Raw genomic sequence first — 20768 nt, 5'->3', positions numbered from 1 at the left:
CTGGAATGCTTTGAAGCCATCAGACAAGCAAAAGCCAGTAGAATGCACGCGTATTTTGCAGCTTACGTTCTCGCTTAAACCACTTCGAAATCGTCACCGATGAAGAATCTAGCCCCGGCATTTGTTTGGCTTTAGCCTGTCGGGTTCGCACGTCAAAATATGCTGTTCTTCAGCGCTTGTGCGTGCATAGCCGCCTAAGATTTCAATTTGCCGCGCAAGGTTTCTGTCAGCGCTCGGCAGTTTATTTCGTTTTGCATACACAAGGCGCAGCATGTCAGCAATACATGCTGTTGATGTCTCACGAGGTTGTTTGCGCATGCGGCTGAAACTCTTGTTGCCGCACATGTAAGTCAGTGTCACATCACGGATTTTGGTGTTTGCAGCTTTGTTCAATGTGTTGCTTTTTGAAGAACCAATTGTGACTTGTATGGTCTCTTTGCCGTCACCTCTATTGAGCTGACGTGCCTCGACCCAATATGGATAACCTGATTGAATGGTGTCACGCGATTTGCAAAAGGCGACTTCTTCGCTCGTCGCATCGCGTCCGTATGAGGCCCAATTGCTAACGTTCGCGCAACTATTGAGGACATGGACTGCATCAGGCGAACCAAAGACATTTGTCGGTCTAACACCTGTATAAGTCTCAAGCTTTTGTCGATTGCGCTCATCTGCAAGCATTAGTTGGAAACAATACATTGTCGACATTTCAGTGCCAAAGGTGCCTCTCTTGCTAAAGTGCGAGCAGGAACGAACCAGAGCTTCATCCAAATAGATTTCAATCTCGCCCTTGTAGTTGTCACCTTTGCTTTTCAGGCTGTTGACCACAGATTTGCAGGCCGATGATCCAAGATTGAGTGCAACAACGGCGGGGTTTGGTGCTGATGTCGCTACGAGCTTTGTTCTAACTTTGAAACCGCATTGCGCAGTAAAAATTCTTAAGTAACTTTTTGGATCGCTCCAGTCGAAACTGTCGTCCTTGGGTGGATTGAACGGCTTGTAATCAGTTGAAACAACAAACCTTTTTCCGCTCGTGTTTTGAGCAGAAAGGCAGGAATATGCTCTAACCTTGTCGCCCCGGAACGTTGTGTTGGTCACACTCCAATTGTTCTTGTCCAGACAGGTCCAGAGTGGTGTGTCGGAGATTTGTGGCTTCCTCGTCGGAGCTATGCCCACCGCAGGGTGATGACCTGAGACTTGCAAAACCGGTTGATCCTTAGGAGGTTCGTTTGCCGGCATTGATTGCAAAATTGAGTTGGCAATTTGCTCGGCTGTTTCCGCTTTGGCCATGTTCAGCGCTGTTCGATCAAAATTGCCGGAACAAGCGTTTGAGCATGTGATTTCGGTGATCGTACATTCAAATTCTTTGTTGAGGACTATTGATGGGTCAGCTTTGCTTGCCTTGAGTTCTTTTGCGCTGGCATAGCAAGCTCGTACTTCCGGGTTCGCGCCGCAACGATCTGAACACTCCTTCTTGGCCATGAATTTGGCGAAGGCTTTCTTTTGGATTTCTGCCTTCGTAGCGTTCCACTGTGCATCATTGCAAGTTGGGCAAGTTTGTGCGCGGTACTCTGCTTCGCTTAGTCTTGTGCCGAAGCAACCAGACAAAACAAACGACAATACGACTGCCACAGCGGCAAGCCGCAAACCTGAAAAAAACGACACGAAATACTCCCTTTGCTCTGCCAGCTGATCTGCAGGCAGAGACACCCCATATACGCATTATCGCCTAGTTTTCCTCGGAAAGCCACCCACAGATCGAATGACTTTTTTGCCAAAGCGCAACGCGGCGATCAGAATGTGTTGGTGAGTTACTCTAGCTCGCAAGAACAGCGGCGAGTTTGTTGTGACGTTCGATGAGGTTGCCGATATCTTGGCCAAGCAATTGGCCATCGCCAACAACCTTGCGACCCTCTACGAACAGGTCTCGCACATTGTGTGGGCCCGTAAGAACCAGAGCAGCTACTGGGTCCCAATTGCCGGCGCCGGCAACATTGTTCAAATCCCAAATGGCGATGTCGGCGCGTTTGCCCACTTCAATAGACCCGCAGTCGCTGCGCCCAAGAACCTTGGCGCCGCCCAACGTGGCAATCTCTAGTGTTTCGCGCGCAGACATGGCGTCAGCACCATTTTTGACCCGTTGCAACAACAAGGCTTGGCGCGCTTCACTTAACAAATGAGCCGCATCGTTGGAGGCTGATCCATCAACCCCAAGGCCAACCTTAACGCCCGCATCGCGCATTTGACGCACTGGGGCAATGCCCGAGCCCAATCGACAATTGGAGCAGGGGCAGTGCGCAACCCCAGTGCCTGTACGGCTAAAAAGTTCAATCTCGCTAGAATCGAGTTTAACACAATGGGCGTGCCACACATCTTCGCCAACCCAACCAAGATCCTCAGCATATTGCCCCGGGCGGCAACCGAACTTTTCAAGGCTGTAGGAAATATCTTCGTCATTTTCGGCCAAATGAGTATGCAACATAACTCCCTTGTCGCGCGCCAACAGGGCACTGTCGCGCATCAGGTCGCGACTTACCGAGAAAGGAGAGCAGGGGGCCAATCCAACCCGCACCATGGCACCCTCGCTGGCGTCATGAAACTGATCAATCACCCGTATGCTGTCTTTTAAAATGTCAGCTTCGCGTTCCACCAGTTGATCGGGTGGCAAGCCCCCATCGCTTTCGCCAATCGACATAGAGCCGCGTGTGGCGTGAAACCGAAGACCAATGGTTCTTGCTGCTTCGATCGTATCGTCAAGTCGCGCCCCATTGGGATATAAGTACAGATGATCGGACGTCATGCTGCAGCCCGATAGGGCCAATTCTGCCAAGCCAACCTGTGCGGACACGAACATATGTTCAGGCCCCATGCGTGACCAAATCGGGTAAAGCGTTTGCAACCACCCAAACAACAATGCGTCTTGCCCACCCGGTACCGCTCGGGTCATCGTTTGATAGAGGTGGTGGTGGGTGTTGACCAACCCCGGCGTTACCACACAGCCTTGCGCATTCACCTGCACTTCAGCACTCAAATTGTGACCAATCTCGGTTATCACACCATCGTTGATGCGGATATCCACATTGTTAAGCTCACGACGCGTTGTATCCATTGTTACAAGGGTCTGCGCGTTCTTAATGATCATGCTGGGCATATTGTGGGCACTGGGTTTGATTAAAAATCAGAATTTGGTGCATTGTTGCGTTTTGCCAAATCAAGCACAAGTCAATTTTGTCCAATTGATCAAATGCGCGCGCACAAAAAAACGGGCTCCAAAAGGAACCCGTTAAATCTGTTCGATGTTTGAAGCGACCTAGTTCAGGCTTGCTGAAACATCTTTGATAGCTTGGCTTATAAGGTCGTCGCCTTTTTCACCCATTTTGTCGACCAATACGTGCCGAGCAGCCTCAACCGCAATATCGGCAGAACGTGCACGCACGTCAGCAATGGCTTGGCTTTCCGCTTGAGCGATCTTTTCTTCAACCGCTTTTGTGCGGCGGGTGATAAGGTCTTCCAAAGAAGCCTGAGCTTCTTGTGTAAAGCGTTCGGCTTGTGTCTTTGCAGCCTCAATGATTTCTTGAGCTTCGTCTTCAGCCGCTTTGCGCTTGCGCTCATACTCAGCAAGAAGGCTTTGTGCTTCTTCGCGTAGGCGCTTTGCTTCGTCCAAATCATCAGCAATTTTCTTAGACTTTGCGTCTAGCATGCCAAGAACGGTCTTTGGCACACCAACGTAAACAAGGATGCCCAGAAATGTAATCAGGCCGATTGTGGCCCATACGGTTGCGAGTGATGTTGCGTCCATTGCCCTTATCCCTTCACAACTTTAGCTACAGCGTCTTTGGTGGCCTTTTGCGCCGTGCGGCCCAAAAGATTTGTCACCATTGCGTGTGCTGTGTCAGATGCGATTTCATCGACATGGCCAAGCGCTTCAGTCTTTGTGGACTGGATGCGGCTTTCAGCCGTTGCCATTTTCTTAGCCAAATCTGTTTCAACATCAGCGCGCTTTGCATCAAGGTCTTTGCGAATTGCTTCGCGTGACTCTTCTGCAATGGTGTGCGCTTTTTGTTTCGCATTTGCCAAGTCAGTTTCGTAGGCTTCGATGGCTTGGTCAGTTTTTTGGCGAAGACGTTCTGCTTCTGCCAAATCCCCTTCAATTCGATCACGTCGAACTTCCAAGATTTCGCCAATCCGTGGCAATGCAATTTTGCTCATCAAGATGTAGAGCGCTGCAAAGCTTAGGGCCAACCACAAGAGCTGAGAGCCAAAGCTTGCCGGATCGAACGGTGGAAATACGTCACTATGTCCGCCACCATCCGCCGCAGTGGACGCATGTGTGTCAGTCGCAGTTGCATCTGTGGCATGGCCATCAGTTGCTGTTGCGTTGGTGGCTTCCGTATCGTGTGATGTGGTTGTATTGCTTGCCATCTGGATACCTAAAATGAGTTTGCTGGCCCCTTGATATGCCCTAACGGAATATCCTGCCAGCGTCTGTGCCTGATCAATCAGGTCGGTAAGTTTAGGCAGCCCGAACATATCAAAGACATGTGCATGGGCTGCCTAAATTCAGTTGCCGTGGAATTAAACGGCGAACAATAGCAATAGGGCAACCAAGAATGAGAAAATGCCCAAAGCTTCTGTTACCGCAAAACCAAAGATCAAGTTACCGAACTGGCTTTGTGCGGCTGATGGGTTGCGCAACGCGCCTGACAAAAAGTTGCCAAAGATGTTACCAACGCCCATTGCTGCTCCGGCCATGCCCACACAGGCGATACCGGCACCGATCATTTTCGCTGCTTCCGCTTCCATTTTAAAATCCTTTCAAAGCTTCAAATGCGATATGTTTTGTCATCGAACCGGCATTGGCCGATAACGGGTTCTTCAACTCAATTAGTGCGATGGATGTATCGCATCATTGAGATACATGGAGGTCAAAACCGCAAACACATAGGCTTGCAAAGCCGAGACCAAAAACTCAAGTGCTGTCAAAGCAACAGTCATCGAGAATGGCAAGATGGCGCCAAGCCAGCCCACAAATCCAAAAGATGACAATGTAACGATAAAGCCAGCAAATACTTTTAGCGTAATGTGACCCGCCAACATGTTGGCGAACAAACGAACAGACAAGCTGATCGGACGTGAGAGAAACGAAACGATCTCAATCGGGATCACAATCGGCAAAACGTAGCCAGGTACGCCAGCCGGAACAAACAATTTGAGGAAACCAAGGCCGTTCTTCATGAAACCATAAACAAGTACCACGGTAATCACCAACATTGCCAAGGCAAAGGTGACGATGATGTGGCTTGTGATGGTGAAGAAGTAAGGCACCATGCCAAGCAAGTTGGCCACAAGGACAAACATGAAGAGTGAGAACACGAATGGAAAGAACTTCATGCCTTCAGAACCGGCAGAGCTGCGCACCATATTGGCCACAAACTCATAAAGCATTTCCGACAAGAGCTGCAAACGACCAGGAACCAATCCGCGACCGCCGGTCGACAGGATAAGAAATGCTGAAATCGCCAAAACAGTGATCACCATAAACAAAGCAGAGTTGGTGAATGCAATGTTGAAACCACCACCTTCACCACCGATTGAAAATATATCGGTGATCGCAAACTGGTGAATTGGATCGACTTTATTCGGATCTGCCACGTTTTAGGCCCTTATTTCTATTTAACCGGATCGACGTCGTCGTCTTCCGGTCCCAAATCCATATCCGGTGTAATTATGGCTGAAGCGTTCATTTCAGAGGCGCTGCGCACCACATTCAAAACGCCAGCGGCAAATCCCACCAACACCATTACCAACATGAGCCATGGCGCCGTGCCAAAGATCAGATCAGCAAAATAGCCAATGCCAAAACCCACCAGAATTGCAGCGATAAATTCAGTGCCCAATCGCACCGCCCGCGCATGCCCAGTGAGGTGGCTTTCCGATTTGTTCTCAACCATCAAACCCGCATCTTTTTTCGCCAACTTTATCTTGTCAGCAAGAGCGCGCGTTTCATCAGATCGAGACCCAATCGAAACAGATGCCTTCGTATCGCTTGTTGGTTTTATAGAATTGGACATCGACCAAACCCCTTTAAACCAGCCAAATCCGCGATGCAAAGGCACCCCTCAAAGTTGGCCGCAACATAAGGGGAGAGGATTTTTGTGTCAAGCAAACTTGTGATTTGCTGTCCGGTCGAAAAACACGATTAAAAACAATAGTTTACATGATGCGTTAGACGAAGGTGTGACGTCGCATCTGCGACCGAACGGCGCATTTTGCGTTCGCGCTAAGGATTCGCATTGGCATTACAAGGGTGGATGCCAAGATTTGTGCAATTTTGTACATATATGTAGGAAACATGATTGCGTGAAAATGGCCCAACATTGAGCATTGATGTTGGGCCATGTGGCGGGTCTATGGGTGTGTATTATGCTGTCGGAACCATGTAACTTGTGATCGTCATGTCGCACGCTTCGTTTCTGAGCGGCACAATAGCTTGATACTCGGGGGAGCTGAACCAAGCATTCAACGCGTCCAAATTTGGAAACTCCAGTACGGCAACCACACTATGTTCGCCACTGCCGGTCAGAGTTTCGGCATATTTACCGCGTTTGGCCAGCGTGCCCCCGTGGGTTGCTAGGGTCGCCGTGGCGGCCTTGCCGTATGCTGCATACTTCTCGAGGTTTTTGATGATGGATGTGGCAACTACAAATGCACTCATTTTAATCTCCATTGAGTTCTGGGTTTAAGTGTTTTATACAGGTGTGTATATAAAAACGAATTGTTTTGTACAGTCAAGTACAAAAAGGAGTTGAAATGGGACGTCCATCAGCATTTGACAGAGAGCAAGCGGTTGACGACGTGATGCATATGATCTGGCGCGATGGCTATGAAGCTTCGTCAGTCAAAGCCTTGTCTGAAAAACTGGGCATCACCCGTTCAAGTTTTTACAACGCCTTTGGCACCCGCGAAGCCTTGTTCAAGGAAGTGCTGGAACAATATTGCAAGCAATCACCCGATTTTGCTTTGGCTTTGGCCACGCCGCCAATCGATGTAAAAATGCTTTTAACTTTGGTCTTTCGCGAAGCATGTGCCGCCCGTGCGGCAGACCCAGAGGGGCGAGGCTGCCTTGCCATCAATTCGGTGGCCGAGCTGTGTAACCAAGATGAAGAGCTTGGCCCGGTGCTTGAAAGCTTAGTGCTTGGCTCCATCAACCAAATTCAAACCGTGCTGAACTGGGGAGTTGCCTCCAAAGAATTCCCGCGCGATCTGGATACCCACGCCTTGGCGCTTTGCCTGCAAAACCTGCTGATCGGCCTCAATGTCATGTGCAAGGTGGTCAAAGACGAAGCCGAACTGCTGTTAACAGCAGAAACGACGCTTAAAGCCTTGGGCATGTATGAATATGGTTTGGATGAGGTGGATGAGGACTAGATCATTCGAGTAACTCCAATCTTGCCATTCCAGTAGATGTAATCGATAACATGTCTGTCATGATCAGAGAAGGCGGGTTGGCTATGTTACGTTGGGGAATTCTTGGGACGGCGAAAATTGCGCGCGAACGGTTGGTGCCGGCCATTCATGCATCAAACAATGGCACCTTGATGGGTATCGCCAGCCGAACACAACAAAGCGCTGATGCATTTGCGCAGGCCCACGGCATTCCGCTTGCCTTTCCCACTTACGAAGCAATGCTTGCAAGCCATGCCATAGACGCGGTCTACATACCGCTGCCCACCTCCCAACATGTTGAATGGACCAAAAAGGTTTTAGCGGCGGGCAAGCATGTGCTGTGCGAAAAGCCCATTTCGCTTCATGCTAGTGAAGTGGATCAACTCATCGCAGCGCGAAACAAAAGCGGCAAAGTGGCGGCGGAAGCGTTCATGGTCACCTATCACCCTCAATGGATCAAGGTGCGCGACTTGCTGGCGGAAGGTGCAATCGGCAAGCTGCGTCACATCCAAGGGTCGTTCACTTATTTCAATCGCGACCCAGACAATATGCGCAACAAGCCAGAACTTGGCGGCGGCGGCCTTTTAGATATTGGTGTGTACCCAACGGTCACATCGCGCTTTGTAACAGGGCAGGAACCAAAACGCGCCTTGGCAACACTTGAACGCGACCCAGCCTTTGGCACGGACATCTTTGCCAATTGCCAATATCAATTTGATGGATTTGATATGAGTTTTTATTGCTCAACTCAACTCGCGGCCCGCCAATCCATGATCTTTCATGCAGATCAGGGTTTCATAGAAATCAATGCGCCCTTTAACGCAGAGATATTCGATGCGGTCACGGTCACTCTGTCCAACCAAGCGCACAACAGCGCCCAAAGCTGGTCGTTCAACGCCACGCAGCAGTATACGCTGCAAGTCGAAGCATTTGGCCGCAAAGTGGCTGGCGATATGGTGGACCTATTCACCCTAGAAAACTCAAAGAAAAACCAAGCCGCCATCGATGCACTGTTTGCATCTGGCGAAAGCGGCGATTGGGAAAGCGTTTAGGCCGGGATCGGGGCGTTAGTCGCTTTTGATCTCGGCCCAGAATGCGGCCCTGCGCCGATCGCAGAAGACCTTATCCTGAGCCTGCCGAAGCATATCAATTAAAAATACCAAAACCAGACCAATTTTCAGTTTACTTGCGACCAAACTTCTGCAAGCTTTCTTCAATAGTTGGACGCGGTGATTTGCTAGTGTTTAGCGGATGAACCATTGGGATTTTTCTTATTGGCGATAACTCTACCGCCACTCAATCAAAAAATGGCTCAAATTGTTTTGCGATTGTTTTGGGCTGATTGGTTGGCGGAGAACGCGAGGCAGGGGGCCGTGAATTGATCAACAAATATCGCTGGTACGAAAAAGTTGGCATTTATCTCGGCATTGCTGTTTTTCTCACCTTTATACTCGCGCCATTCTTTGAAGCATTTTTGGTGTCCCTGCGCCCATGGCGAAAAATCATCTCAATTCCTTACGAAGTGATCACCGAAGGCATGAGCTTTGATGCCTATTTTTCGGTTTGGCAAAACGTCCCCTTGCTTTGGCTTTATATCTGGAACAGCTTTTTCATAGCCACTTGCGTCACACTGCTTACCCTCACCGCGGTGATCCCCGCCGCATGGGCATTCGCCCGTTTTGAGTTTTGGGGCAGCCGCGCTTTGCTCACCAGCTTTCTGGCGGTCAATATGGTGGGCGGCGCTGTGCTCGTTATCCCGCTGTTTAAAATCATGATGAATTTGGGCATGCTCAATACCTATTGGGCACTGATCATGCCCGGCACCGCCTTTCTGATCCCAATCGGCATTTGGCTGCTGCGCGCCTATTTAATGCGCATACCCCGCGAACTGGAAGAAGCCGCTTGGGCCGACGGTGCCTCCCGACTATACATTTTGTGGCGGGTGATCATCCCCATTGCCATGCCTGGCCTCGTCGTGGTCACCATCGCCACCTTCATCGGCGCCTACTCACAACAATTCATCATTGCTATTTCGTTCAACTCCTCACAATACCTCCACCCGCTCGCCGTGGGCCTCTATCTACAGTCCGGCGGTTCACTTTCCGCTTGGAACGAAGTTATGGCTGCCAGCATTATTGGTGTTTTACCGGTGATGATTATCTTCTTCTTCCTACAACGCCACATGATTGACGGCCTAACCGCCGGCGCTGTAAAGGCCTAGAGCGGCAGCGTCCTGCACTAGATACGGACCCTACTTGAAGGGCGACTTTCGGCTTAGGACAAGACTTCGCAACTTCGTGGTTTCCCAAAAAAGCGGAGCGCTCTTATTTGATTTCCACATTCAATGTAAGCGAGGCTTCGTGAGCAAATTGCAGCTCGGCACCAAAATCAGCTGTTGGATCCATGCTTTTGCGCAGCGGTCAGTTTTGCTGCAAGGAATGCTCTTGAGGGGGCGTCGGGAGCAGTTTCAATGGCTGTCTTGTATGCCGTTGTTGCCTCTTCAAAGTGTCCCAATTTCAACAAGATGCTCGCACGGGCGGCATGCCATGGTTGAAAGGCCGATAAATCGCCCTCAAGGCTGTCGATCTTCTTAAGCGCCGTTTCCAGGTGACCAAGTTCAGCCATGACCACGGCCCAGTTCAACGCAATGACGGGCGTTGGCTCAAAATGCCAAAGAGATTGGTACAGGAGTGACATTTGCATCCAATCAGGCGAACCCTTGGTCATATGACAATCTGCAATTGCCGCTTTGATCTGGAAGGCTTGAGGGGACCGACGGGCGACGGCATTGCGAAGAAACATCCTGCCTTCTTCAATCAATGTTTCTTGCCACAGTGAGCGATCCTGTTCCTCAATTGGTTTGCTTAGACCGTCCGCGCCCACTCTGGCCGGCAGACGCGCATGTGTGAGCAACATCAAAGCGAGAATGCCTTCAATTTCTGGTTCATTTGGTTTCAAGTCATTGAGCAATCGGCCCAGAAAAATTGCTTCTCCGCAAAGGTCTCTTTCAGCCTCATCTTCAATCACGTAGCCAGTGGTGAAAATCAAATAGATGGTCGCCAGAACAGCATTTAAACGGTCATCCCACATTTCAGATTGTGGAACCGCAAACCCGATGCCTTTTGCTTTGATCTTTGACTTAGATCGGGTCAGCCGCTGCCCCATCGTCTTTTCGGTGTCCAAAAATGCATTTGCAATTTCGCGTGTTGTAAGACCACTCACCGTGCGCAGAGTTAGCGCCACACGAGATTTTATTTCAAGCGCCGGATGACAACAAGCAAAGATCAGCCTTAGGCGTTCGTCTGGAATTTCTTCTCTCGTTGTGGGGTGTGCAACATCACTCGTTACAAAACTGAATTGCTCAACTTTGTGGCTTTCTCGCATCTGAGATCTAAGGCGATCGATGCCTTTGTTAAGAGCCACTTTCATTAACCATGCAGTCGGCGCGTGAGGGATACCAGAGCGCCCCCAATGGCTTAACGCCGAAATCAACGCTTCTTGCAAAGCGTCTTCGGCAAGCTGAAAGTCAGAAAGCCTTGAAATAAGGCCCGCCAGCAGCCGCCCCCTGTCATTGCTCATTACATCGTTTATGGCATTCTGAATGGCAATGGCTTTGGGGGCGGCGGAACTCATGTCTAATTGCCTGCCGGGTTGTAATCCATCAACGGGCGAACCTCGATCGTGCCAAAATTCGCCGATGGAATTAAGGCCGCATAAGATAGAGCAGAATCTAAGTCTGCCGTATCAATGACATAGTAGCCCCCCAAATGCTCGCGCGTTTCCGCAAATGGGCCATCCATTGTTTCCACCTTGCCAGCCTTGATCCGCAAAGATGTTGCCGTTTCAATGCCCTGCAGGCCTTCTCCTCCACACAGAACGCCATCAGCTTTCATTTTTTCATTTGCGGCGAAAAAATCGGACATCATTGTATCAAACTCGGGCGTTCCATAACTTGGTTCAAGTGCAGGGTCATTAAAGATCAAAAGCATATATTTCATAAGTCGGTTTCCTTTAAAAAAAATCTGATTGTGCGTCGTTTAAAGTCCAAAAATATTGAAGACCAAACAAACCATTGCGCTCAGGGCAGCAAGAATGTTGGTTCCATTGCCAACATATCGGAGGGGATGGGCAGCGTTGTCAATTTTCAGTCCGAACGGATGAGCAATTCGTCCGATGATCAACAGGACACCCGAGATATGCAAGTAGATTGATGGCGCGTTCATTCCCTCAGCAAGAATCATAAGTATAAGAATGAAAGTGGACCATTCGAAGCAGTTTCCGTGTTGCCGTATGCGTTGTAAAAGCATTTGATCCCCTCCGTCGCCTATGGAGATAGCCTTCGCAGATCGGTAGGCAGTAATGCGGAACCAAAGCGCCAGATAGATAACAGCGACGACTAACGCATAGAACGGTGTAACTTCAAACATTGCGTAAAATCCTTTTAATTGTGTTTCGATGACCATAGGACGATTGCCAGCTCGTGAATCCTACATCTCACAGAAATTTTTTTAAAAAACTGTTCAAAGCATCCGCTGCGCTTAATTTTCAACCAGCGAAACGCGTCCTTTGCCCGCCGCAGCTGATGCTGGCTCAAGGCCGGGAATGCCCGGTGGGTGCGGCAAGGCCGTCGCAAAGCCACTTGGATGTCTCGGACCTGCCTGCGCAGGGCAAGCACCCAAATGTGGCCTTGGACCAACCTGAAAGGCACAACACCCACCACACCAACGCCGTCATCCTCGGGCTTGACCCGGGGATCCATGCTGCGTTTCCACAGGGTGCAACGGCGGTTTCTATTATCATTGCTGACCGCGCTTCGCCTCACCATGGCCCCTCGGGTCAAGCCCGAGGGTGACGAAAGGGGATGTTTTCAGCGAAAACGAAAACTCGCCAACACCAACACCGTACCTGAGCGCAAACAAAGCCCCATCCTGAGCGCGGGTAATGCCTAATCCTGAGCTTGTCGAAGGATGGTCTGCGCGCACTCGCTGTTGACCCTTCGACAAGCTCAGGGTGAGGGTGGTGTTGAACGCCCATCAGTTTGCTTTGTCCCTAACCAACCCGCTCCGCGAGAGCGCTGAAAAGCTGTCAGGGACCAATTGTGGCGCACCGCACCCACCACACCAACACCCGTCATCCCTGCGCAGGCAGGGACCCAGGCCGGACTTTCCAAAAACCGCAGCTCATAATTCTGCACGCGGCGAAACTAGTCCAGCTGATCCCGGCTCAAGGCCGGGAATGCCCCGGTGGGGGGGCAACACCGTCGCAAAACCACTTGGCTGCCCGGGACCAGGCCGCGCAGGCGCAGGGCAAGCACCTAAATGTGGCCTTGGACCAACCTGATTGGCACAACACCCACCACACCAACACCCGTCATCCTCAGGCTTGACCCGGGGATCCATAAGGCATTTCCACAGGGTGCAACTGCGATAGACAACAGCGCCACTAGCCGCATTGCATCTCATCATTTTTCTTTGGGTGCAAGAAAGTCAGCTTTGTGGACAAAGTTACCAAACGTAAAAATCGGCGAATAAGTGATATGGGCGGAAAGTGGAAGTTCGCGGCGCATTTTTGAAGTGTTATTAAACTGATCAAACTAAGTCAGGCTATTCATTTGTGTGGAACACTCAAATGCCGACATAGCTTCGACGCTCTGCCGTGGAACAAGATGACGCTGCGCATTGAGACGCAGCAAGAGCTAAACGAGTTTATTGGCCGACAACATAATTTTACCGAACGGTTTAGAAACCAAGAACTGAGCACCTCGTTGATGATCAGTCTTGCGCGAACGTTCCCTTTTCCGCCTTTTCCCCGCGCTCTCTTGCCAACGTACTCAACCCCATATCATCTAAGATTGCATAAATCGCCGGCAACACGAATAAAACGATGATGCCCGCAGCCAACAAACCGAAAACAAGACTGGCAACCAGCGGAATAAGGATTTGTGCTTGAAGGCTGGTCTCCAGCAGAATTGGAAGCAGCCCAGCGACGGTGGTTAGAGACGTTAAGAATATGGCTCTAAACCTTGCGCGTGCGGCGCGCGACGCTGCTTCAGCGACGGTTTTAGAGGTGCCATGCTCGTGCTTGACAAAATCCACCAACAGGATTGAGTTGTTCACAACCACCCCGGCCAAAGCTACAAAACCGAGCATGCTAGGCATTGAGAAATCCAAACTCATGGCCATGTGACCAAAAACCGATCCAGTCAAAGACAATGGGATAATCAGCATCACGACAATCGGTTCAATGTAGGAGCGGAACAAGAAGCTCAATAGCAGAAATACCCCGATCAAGCCGATCATAAACCCGACAAGCATCGATTTTTGCGTTTTGCTCGCCTCTGCGTTTTGTCCTTCAACATCAAGCGTTATGCCGGGGTAGCGTGAGAGCAGCTCGGGCACAAACCGCGTCAAGGTGTCGTTGACAACTGCGTTCGCGTTGGCAATTCGCGTGTCAATTGCGCCCTGTACCGTTACCGTGCGTATCCCGTTTTCGCGGTTGATGCGGCTGAAACCTTGTCCCATTTCAACGTCCGCGACGACAGCCAACGGCACAAACGAACCGTCAGCTCGCGCAATAATGAAACCGTCAAATTGAGAGATGCTTATCTGGTCCTGAACGGCGAATTGCGCGGTAACCTCTAGCAATTGGCCGTTCACTTGCATTTCGCTGACAGTAGTGCCGAAATAGGCTGCCCGTAGTTGATCGGCAACCATTGCAGCTGTTACGCCCATTGGGCCAGCGGCGTCATTTAACCGGATGCGCATTTCACGTTTGCCGGGGCGCAGGTCGTCGAGCACGCTGGTAACGCCTTCATATTGCCAAATCCACTCTTGCAACTCGATCGAAGCTGCTTTCAGCATGTTCAGATCATCGCCCTTTATGCGCATGTCGATCGCAATGCCGGCCGGGCCGATTGTTGCCTCGGCAAACTTCAGGCTGAGCACGTCGGGTACTGGCCCAACGACCGCTCGCCAACGTTCCATTATTGCGTCGGGACGAGACTTGCGTAGCGCGGATGGGAGCAGGTCAACGCTGACGGTTGCCACATGCGCGCCCGTTTCAAAAGCATCTCTGTTCACGCCATAAAATACAGACACATGGCGGATCAACTTCGCACCATCTGGCTGGTCAGGTGACAATTCCATATTTACTGTTTCCAGCCCAGCTTCCAAGGTCGCAACAACTTCTTGCGTGCGGGCTAGGGGCGTTCCTTGTGGCAGCAAAACTCGTGCCACGATCGTGTCGCCATCCAGCTCTGGAAATGCAGTAAATTTCAAATAGCCGCCAGCAAGCATGCCGACCGCAACAAGAAGAACTGCAAAACTCAATCCCGCCGTTGCATAGCGCCAGCGAATGGTAAAATCCACCAACGGCCCAACAGCTTCTTCTCGCAGCCAATTCATTCCGGTTTCAACACGCGCACGCATCCCGCGGGGGTTTGCCAGTTTTTCAATGCTGTGCACGAGGTGGTGTGGCAGAATTAGAAATGCCTCAATAAGGGAAATCGACAGAACAAACAGCATGACAACAGGGACCACTCGTAGCACCGCACCAAGATCACCAGACAAGAACGCTAAAGAACCGAAAATCATGGCTGTTGTTGCAAAAGAAGCCAACACATTGGGAAAGACCTGCCTCGCTCCCTCCACAGCGGCCTCAAACGCGCTCAAGCCCTTTTCTCGTAGACGTGCAATGTTTTCAGCGATGACGATGGCGTCATCCATCAACAAGCCAATGACAATTAATAATCCGAGGGTTGTCATCAGGTTCAACGAGTAGCCGATCACACCCATCAGCGCTACACCGCCCATGAACGAAACGGGCAACCCCATCGCTACCCAGAACGAAAATCGGAACCCGAAGAAGAGCCATAACACAAGGAAAACCAAGCCAAGCCCTTGTAGGCCGTTGACCACAACCAGGGTCAATCGTTCGCCCACAACGGATGCGGCATCAGTGGCTATTTCCAAGGTTACGCCAGGAGGCGCTTGTTGGCGCTCTGCGTCTAGGAACGCGTTTAGTGCGTCGACTATGCGCAGGGAATCTTCAGCGCGTGTTTTGGTAACATCAAGAATTGCAGCTAGTTTGCCGTCGAACATGATATGGTCATCTTCTAGCGCGAACCGCTCAGTGATATCTGCAATATCACCCAATCTAACTTGGCCGCCGGTGGCAGAAGAACGCACGACTAATGCCGCCAGATCGTGGCGTTCACGACGCTCATCGTTGACCCTTATCAATAAGGTTTCGGTGGATGTTTGAATGCTGCCTGCGGGCAAATCGAGACTGCTTGCCTGTACTGCACGACTGACGTCGGAAACTGATATGCCAAACTGCTGCAGGGCTGCGGTGTTCAAGCCAATGCGTAGTTCACGGGTCGAAAAGCCTGTAATGTCAACTTTTGGAATGCCACCCCAACGCAACATTCGGGTACGCACCTCCTCAGCATAGTCTTTGAGGTCTGTGCGCGCCTTTGGACCCGTTATCGCAACAGAAGCAACAAAGTCAGTTTGCCCAAGTGGCTTGGTCCGAGGTGTCTCAGCTCGATCTGGAAAATCCGAAATCGCCTCAACTTCGGATTTGATGTCGGCAACAAATGTTTGAAAATCTGCACCTTCGCGCATGGTGATCACCACACGTGCCGACCCTTCGCGCGCCTCGCATGATTGTCGCTCAATGCCATTCACCGCGTCTAGAGCCCCCTCCAGCCGTTCGCAAATTGCGCTTTCCACATCTTCAGGTCGCGCACTTGGGTAGGGCACATTCACTTCGACTTTGTTCAAATCAGCATGCGGAAATGTTTCCCGCAACAAGCTTGGGCCGACAAGAAACCCGGCGGCAATAAACAAGATCATCAATAGGTTGGCAATCGTTGGATGGCCGGTAAAGAACCTAATCATTTCGCAGTACCTGCCGTCGCCAGCTGCGCCATCAACTTCGTGTCTTCGGTCACATTGAGAAGCATCCCAGCGATCACCGGACTTGGCGCGCTGACAACAACACGTGCTCCGGGTGCCAGCCCCTCAGATATCACTGCAATTTCGTCCTGCACAAATCGAGTAGTTACCGTGACCATTTGCAGTCTGTCAGCGCTGTCCGCTAGCATCAGTTTTCCGTCCCGCAACGCACTTCGCGGCACCACGAAACCTTCAACAGCTGGCCCATTTATCGCGGCTTCAATGAACATTCCCTTGGTCAGCGGCGGACGCTTGCCGATCTGTGTGCCCGAATAGGCGGTGTCAATACGAACGATTATCCCGAGCGTGCCGGATTTTTGATCAATGGTGTCACTTATGCGGTCAACGGTAGCGGGCCACTCCAAAATATCCTGCCCCAAACGCAGTCGCACCACAGCGCTTAGGCCAAGTTCGCGCATGATCTGTGTCATGGTTTTTGGGTCAAGGGTGAGGTCTAGGGCTTTGGTGTCCGTTGATTGCATGAGCAGTCGCAGGTCTGCAGCAGAAACTTGCGCTTCAACTTCTGCGGCTTCAATGCCGTCCAATATTGCTATTGTTTGGCCCGCGCGTACAAATTGGCCAACTTCGACAGTTGTTGTCGCAACGCGTGCGTCAAATGGTAAAGTTAGTTCAGTCCGTGCCAAATTAAGCATTGCTGTTTCTAGATTAACTTGGGAAAGCGCAATTTGTTCGGCCTGCACAGCGCGTTGGGTTGGCAGTAAAGCAAGCGAGCTTTGCACCGACAAAACCTTCTGGCGTTGTGACAGGTGAGCTATGCGTGCTGCGTCCAGTGCTGCTTGTGACACAGAGCCGCCCGCGAAAAGGGTCTCAGCTCGTCCTAGATCGGACGTCTTCAATGCGAGCGCCTCTTTTTCGATGGCCAGTGCAGCGGAAAGATTGGTTTCGGAGACTGAGAATTCGGCGAGCTTTGCTTCAGCCGCGCGAATGTTGCCTTTTACCTGTGCGATAGCGAGTTTGTAGTCCGCTTGCGACAAGCGAGCAAGAACGGATCCCGCCGGCAAAATAGCTCCTTTTTGCATAGCAGGGTTCACGTAATCTGCGGTCCCACCCACTTGAGCAATCGCTTCATAGGTGCGCGTTGGGCGCACAATTCCGTATCCGGTCGCTAACGGCACAACCGGTTGCTTGTTGGTGATGATCACCCGAACCGCCGTCGCGCGTTCTGCCAGCAAATTGCGTTCCGGTGCCGGTCGGTTCACAATGATAAAGGCGACAAAAGCTACGCCAATCAGTATTATTGGCAATGTAACCAAAATCAGCTTCAAACTATTTTTCATCGACTTACCTCTGAATGTGCAAAGCCCGAAAGCAGCAAATCTAACAATCGCGTGCCGTCTTGCGTCAGAATATCTGGATCGCGTGCCAGCAACATGCGTAACACCAAACTCTGAATAATCCCGAAAACAAGTGTGCTCGCATCCGTGGGATCCAAATCATTTCGGAAAATTTTTTGCTCTACAGCGCCGGCAACATTGGTGACCAATGCATTGCGAAATTCAGCCATAACTGTTCGCATTTGGGTCTGCAAAGGGCCATGCGCATTCTGCAAAGTCCGCATAACCATTATTTCGGGCAATGCTGGATTGTCCCGCACCAAACGCAGATGTCCAATAACCAACATTCGCAAACGATCGTCATGGGAGTGAGTGTCTGTGGCCGCTTGAGCGATGTTTTCATATACGCGGGCACAGACATGATCTGCTACAGCGTTCCAAATATCATCTTTGCTGGGGAAATGTTTGTATATGGCAGGTTGCGATAGTCCCAGACGCTTTGCGATCATGCCAGTGGTTACCTGATCAGGTCCAACTTCGAACGCCAAATCCAACACTGTTCTTGAGATTTCGACCTTTCGATCCTGAGCGGTTTTTCTCATCTATGAGCGTTCCGTTTTGACCAGTACAAGGCAATTGTGATTGCCGCCCAGAACCCAATGCGGAGCACAAGCGCGGCGACTGTACGCAATTCAAAAGGCCCACCTGCGATGGCATGAAAAGCAAATGGAATGGCCATAAATGCCGTCGTCAGCGCAATTAGTCCAGATAGAGGATAGGCCCACGCACGCTGGAGCCAAATGCCGATTGCTGCCATGACATAGAAGAAACCAGCGGCGAAGTTGAACCAGACGACAAATTCGACGTAGGCGCCTGCCATTTCTTGAGAAACTGAAGGGCCGAAAAGTACGCTACCGGCGGAAAACAAAGTCATCACACCGAACACCAATGCTACAATTGATGCAATCCTAAGTCCGAGGGACAAGGGGGGCTTGTTGCCTAGAGAAGCTGCATTCATGATCCTAGCCTCCGATGCAGTGTGTTAATTAGGAGTATTAGTTATAGACTTATAACCAAGCAACTACAACAAGTATTTTCCCGCAAACATGTCATAAGAAAAGGTTGGTTTTCTTGGAGTCAACAGCGGTGCTGTGAACGGCAGCTTTGGGCCGAAAGTGTCGAACAACTTCGCAAATCAAATGTCTTCAAAGGGCTCCAACCAGACATTCAACGAAGACGAACAACCAAATCAAATCCACCTTCGCGTTTGGTATACCTAACCCCGCCCCTTCATCCCGCGCCCCAAATTCAACAAACTCTCGCGCAACTCAGGGTTCTCAATCTTCTCAACTTGCGCGGCCAGCGATTGCTCTTCTTTCTCGCTCAACCGGCGCATGGTTGGCTTTTTTGCTTCTTCGAGTTGTGGCACAAAGGGGCGGCGGCTGGGTTTGATTTTATCGACCAGATAAAAGCCAAAATAGCGATTGATGGAGGCTTTGATCATTTCTGTTTCGTGGGTGAAGGCGAGGGCGTGGATGGGGTCCACCCGAACGGTTAGCACCGCGCCCACATGCGGGTTGTTGCCCATATCGCGTGGCCAGTGCAATTTGTCTGGCACCACGCCCTTGTCGTATGGCGCGTCGACAATTGTGGCCCAGCGCATCAGCAATTCAGAGTTGGCAAAGCCGCGTTTTTGCACCAAGGGCGCAATCGCCCGTTCGGCCAGTTCGGCAATCGAAACGGAGCGGCGCAATCTCTTTGGTGTTTTTGGCTTTTTTTCGCTCATCTTCAATCCGGGTTTGGGGCAGCTAACCTATCTTGTCTAACGCATTCAAATCACCCATAACCCCATCATGCCAGAAATCAAACGCCACAAAAACGCCAAATCTGAATTAAAGCCGATTGACGCGGCCGCTTTGCTGAAATGGTACGATAAAAACGCAAGGCAATTGCCGTGGCGCACCAGCCCGCAAGACCGGGCGGCGGGGGTAAACCCAAATCCCTATTTCGTGTGGCTATCCGAAATCATGTTGCAACAAACCACCGTACCAACCGTGGGGAAATATTTCGCCGCCTTCACATCCCGTTGGCCAAGGGTGCAAGACCTTGCCGCGGCAGACCGCGATGATGTTTTAAAAGAATGGGCAGGCTTAGGCTATTACGCGCGGGCCCGCAATTTACACGCTTGCGCCAACAAAGTGGTGGACGAATTTGGCGGCACGTTTCCAACCACCGCCGAAGCACTGCAAACCCTGCCGGGCATTGGCCCCTACACAAGCGCCGCAATTGCTGCGATTTGTTTTGATGAACAGGTGGCTGTGGTGGATGGCAATGTGGATCGAGTGGCAGCGCGGTTTACGGCCTTGGCCGAACCGGTGCGCGAAGCAAAACCGTTTATCCGCTCTTTCATCCAGCAATCCGTGCCAAAACGAGCAGGGGATTTTGCGCAAAGCTTGATGGATTTGGGGGCGACAATTTGTGCGCCAAAACGCGCCAATTGTTTGATTTGCCCAATCTCAAAAAACTGTCTTGGCACCAAATCATCTGACCCGACGAATTTTCCGGTGATGCCGCCCAAAAAGCAAAAACCAATTCGGGTTGGCCATGCCTATGTGGTGGAAAATGATAAGGGTGAGATTTGGCTGCAGCAACGACCAGAAAAGGGATTGTTGGCCGCAATGACTGAAGTGCCGGGCAGTGAATGGCACAAAGTTGAGACACTTATGGAACGTCCCGCGCCAACTCATCCGCTGGATACCCATTGGATTGAATGTGGAAACGTGGACCATATCTTCACCCACTTCGCACTCAACGTCACCGTTTGGAAAGCAAACGCAACAAAACCGCCTGCTTCAAACGGTTGGTGGGTAAAAAGGGCGGACCTGAATGGTGAGGCATTGCCCACAGTTTTCAAGAAAATCTTGGCTGCCGCATTGAACGAGTGAGCTGGCACAGTGTTCCAGCACTTTGACGAAACAAACCGTCACAAATAGGGACGTTTTACCCCACTTATCCCCGGTGCAGATCGAACAAAAAAAGACCGCTGATCAAATGACCAGCGGTAAGTTGCCTG

The 20768-nt window shown here is 50.9% G+C and carries 20 protein-coding genes; 4 read left to right on the top strand and 16 right to left on the bottom strand.

Features of this window, described 5'->3' with window-relative positions; genetic code table 11:
* Positions 1–108: 108 nt before the first annotated feature.
* From O4H47_RS03395 to O4H47_RS03360, 8 genes are all read right to left on the bottom strand, one after another.
* Entirely contained in the window at positions 109–1662 is a 1554-nt protein-coding gene (locus O4H47_RS03395; RefSeq protein WP_269392529.1) for a hypothetical protein, read from the bottom strand.
* 151 nt (positions 1663–1813) lie between these two features.
* Entirely contained in the window at positions 1814–3148 is a 1335-nt protein-coding gene (locus tag O4H47_RS03390; protein ID WP_269392528.1) for an 8-oxoguanine deaminase, read from the bottom strand.
* A gap of 159 nt (positions 3149–3307) precedes the next feature.
* Positions 3308–3796: an ATP F0F1 synthase subunit B gene (locus tag O4H47_RS03385; protein ID WP_269392527.1), complete on the bottom strand. Its 489-nt coding sequence runs from the start codon at positions 3794–3796 to the stop codon at positions 3308–3310.
* Between the two features lie 5 nt (positions 3797–3801).
* On the bottom strand, positions 3802–4419 hold the full coding sequence (locus tag O4H47_RS03380; RefSeq protein WP_269392526.1) for a F0F1 ATP synthase subunit B: 618 nt from the start codon (positions 4417–4419) through the stop codon (positions 3802–3804).
* A 153-nt stretch (positions 4420–4572) separates the two neighbouring features.
* Positions 4573–4800 carry a F0F1 ATP synthase subunit C gene (locus tag O4H47_RS03375; protein WP_269392525.1) on the bottom strand — a complete coding sequence of 76 codons (228 nt, stop codon included), beginning with the start codon at positions 4798–4800 and terminating at the stop codon, positions 4573–4575.
* Positions 4801–4881: 81 nt separating this feature from the next.
* Complete coding sequence (locus tag O4H47_RS03370; protein WP_269392524.1) at positions 4882–5649, bottom strand: F0F1 ATP synthase subunit A; 768 nt, start codon at positions 5647–5649, stop codon at positions 4882–4884.
* A gap of 17 nt (positions 5650–5666) precedes the next feature.
* On the bottom strand, positions 5667–6068 hold the full coding sequence (locus O4H47_RS03365) for an AtpZ/AtpI family protein (protein WP_269392523.1): 402 nt from the start codon (positions 6066–6068) through the stop codon (positions 5667–5669).
* 350 nt (positions 6069–6418) lie between these two features.
* The gene (locus O4H47_RS03360; protein WP_269392522.1) at positions 6419–6712 is read right to left on the bottom strand and encodes a DUF1330 domain-containing protein; all 294 of its coding nucleotides are present in this window, start codon (positions 6710–6712) and stop codon (positions 6419–6421) included.
* 95 nt (positions 6713–6807) lie between these two features.
* On the opposite strand from O4H47_RS03360, the gene O4H47_RS03355 reads away from it, so the two are divergent.
* The 3 genes from O4H47_RS03355 (at position 6808) to O4H47_RS03345 (ending at position 9664) form a co-directional block, all read left to right on the top strand.
* Positions 6808–7425, top strand: a complete 618-nt coding sequence (locus O4H47_RS03355) for a TetR/AcrR family transcriptional regulator (protein ID WP_269392521.1) — start codon at positions 6808–6810, stop codon at positions 7423–7425.
* An 83-nt stretch (positions 7426–7508) separates the two neighbouring features.
* Positions 7509–8495, top strand: coding sequence for a Gfo/Idh/MocA family protein (locus tag O4H47_RS03350; RefSeq protein ID WP_269392520.1), 987 nt, complete (start codon positions 7509–7511; stop codon positions 8493–8495).
* Between the two features lie 326 nt (positions 8496–8821).
* On the top strand, positions 8822–9664 hold the full coding sequence (locus O4H47_RS03345; RefSeq protein WP_269392519.1) for a carbohydrate ABC transporter permease: 843 nt from the start codon (positions 8822–8824) through the stop codon (positions 9662–9664).
* A 167-nt stretch (positions 9665–9831) separates the two neighbouring features.
* Here the strand turns inward: O4H47_RS03345 and O4H47_RS03340 are convergent, their stop codons facing one another.
* The 8 genes from O4H47_RS03340 to O4H47_RS03305 all read right to left on the bottom strand — a co-directional run bounded on the left by O4H47_RS03340 (position 9832) and on the right by O4H47_RS03305 (position 19481).
* A complete protein-coding gene (locus O4H47_RS03340; RefSeq protein WP_269392518.1) occupies positions 9832–11076 on the bottom strand; it encodes an RNA polymerase sigma factor in 1245 nt (414 codons plus the stop codon).
* A gap of 2 nt (positions 11077–11078) precedes the next feature.
* On the bottom strand, positions 11079–11441 hold the full coding sequence (locus tag O4H47_RS03335) for a YciI family protein (RefSeq protein WP_269392517.1): 363 nt from the start codon (positions 11439–11441) through the stop codon (positions 11079–11081).
* A 39-nt stretch (positions 11442–11480) separates the two neighbouring features.
* The gene (locus O4H47_RS03330) at positions 11481–11906 is read right to left on the bottom strand and encodes an MAPEG family protein (protein WP_269392516.1); all 426 of its coding nucleotides are present in this window, start codon (positions 11904–11906) and stop codon (positions 11481–11483) included.
* A gap of 1308 nt (positions 11907–13214) precedes the next feature.
* Positions 13215–16343: an efflux RND transporter permease subunit gene (locus O4H47_RS03325; protein WP_269392515.1), complete on the bottom strand. Its 3129-nt coding sequence runs from the start codon at positions 16341–16343 to the stop codon at positions 13215–13217.
* Positions 16340–17698 carry an efflux RND transporter periplasmic adaptor subunit gene (locus tag O4H47_RS03320; protein ID WP_269392514.1) on the bottom strand — a complete coding sequence of 453 codons (1359 nt, stop codon included), beginning with the start codon at positions 17696–17698 and terminating at the stop codon, positions 16340–16342. Before O4H47_RS03320 ends, O4H47_RS03325 begins: the two co-directional genes overlap by 4 nt.
* Complete coding sequence (locus tag O4H47_RS03315; protein WP_269392513.1) at positions 17695–18297, bottom strand: TetR/AcrR family transcriptional regulator; 603 nt, start codon at positions 18295–18297, stop codon at positions 17695–17697. The genes O4H47_RS03320 and O4H47_RS03315 overlap by 4 nt, the downstream gene beginning before the upstream one ends.
* Entirely contained in the window at positions 18294–18713 is a 420-nt protein-coding gene (locus O4H47_RS03310; protein WP_269392512.1) for a hypothetical protein, read from the bottom strand. The genes O4H47_RS03315 and O4H47_RS03310 overlap by 4 nt, the downstream gene beginning before the upstream one ends.
* Before the next feature lie 258 nt (positions 18714–18971).
* On the bottom strand, positions 18972–19481 hold the full coding sequence (locus tag O4H47_RS03305) for a DUF721 domain-containing protein (protein ID WP_269392511.1): 510 nt from the start codon (positions 19479–19481) through the stop codon (positions 18972–18974).
* Positions 19482–19548: 67 nt separating this feature from the next.
* Between O4H47_RS03305 and mutY the strand changes: the two genes are divergently transcribed.
* The gene (gene mutY, locus O4H47_RS03300) at positions 19549–20640 is read left to right on the top strand and encodes an A/G-specific adenine glycosylase (RefSeq protein ID WP_269392510.1); all 1092 of its coding nucleotides are present in this window, start codon (positions 19549–19551) and stop codon (positions 20638–20640) included.
* The last annotated feature ends 128 nt before the right edge of the window (positions 20641–20768 follow it).

Origin of the sequence: Maritalea porphyrae (genome assembly GCF_027213965.1) — a bacterium.
In the GTDB taxonomy this organism is placed as follows: Bacteria; Pseudomonadota; Alphaproteobacteria; order Rhizobiales; family Devosiaceae; genus Maritalea; species Maritalea porphyrae_A.
Note: the sequence above shows the minus strand (reverse complement) of the source record. Positions and strands in the feature narration are given on the sequence as shown.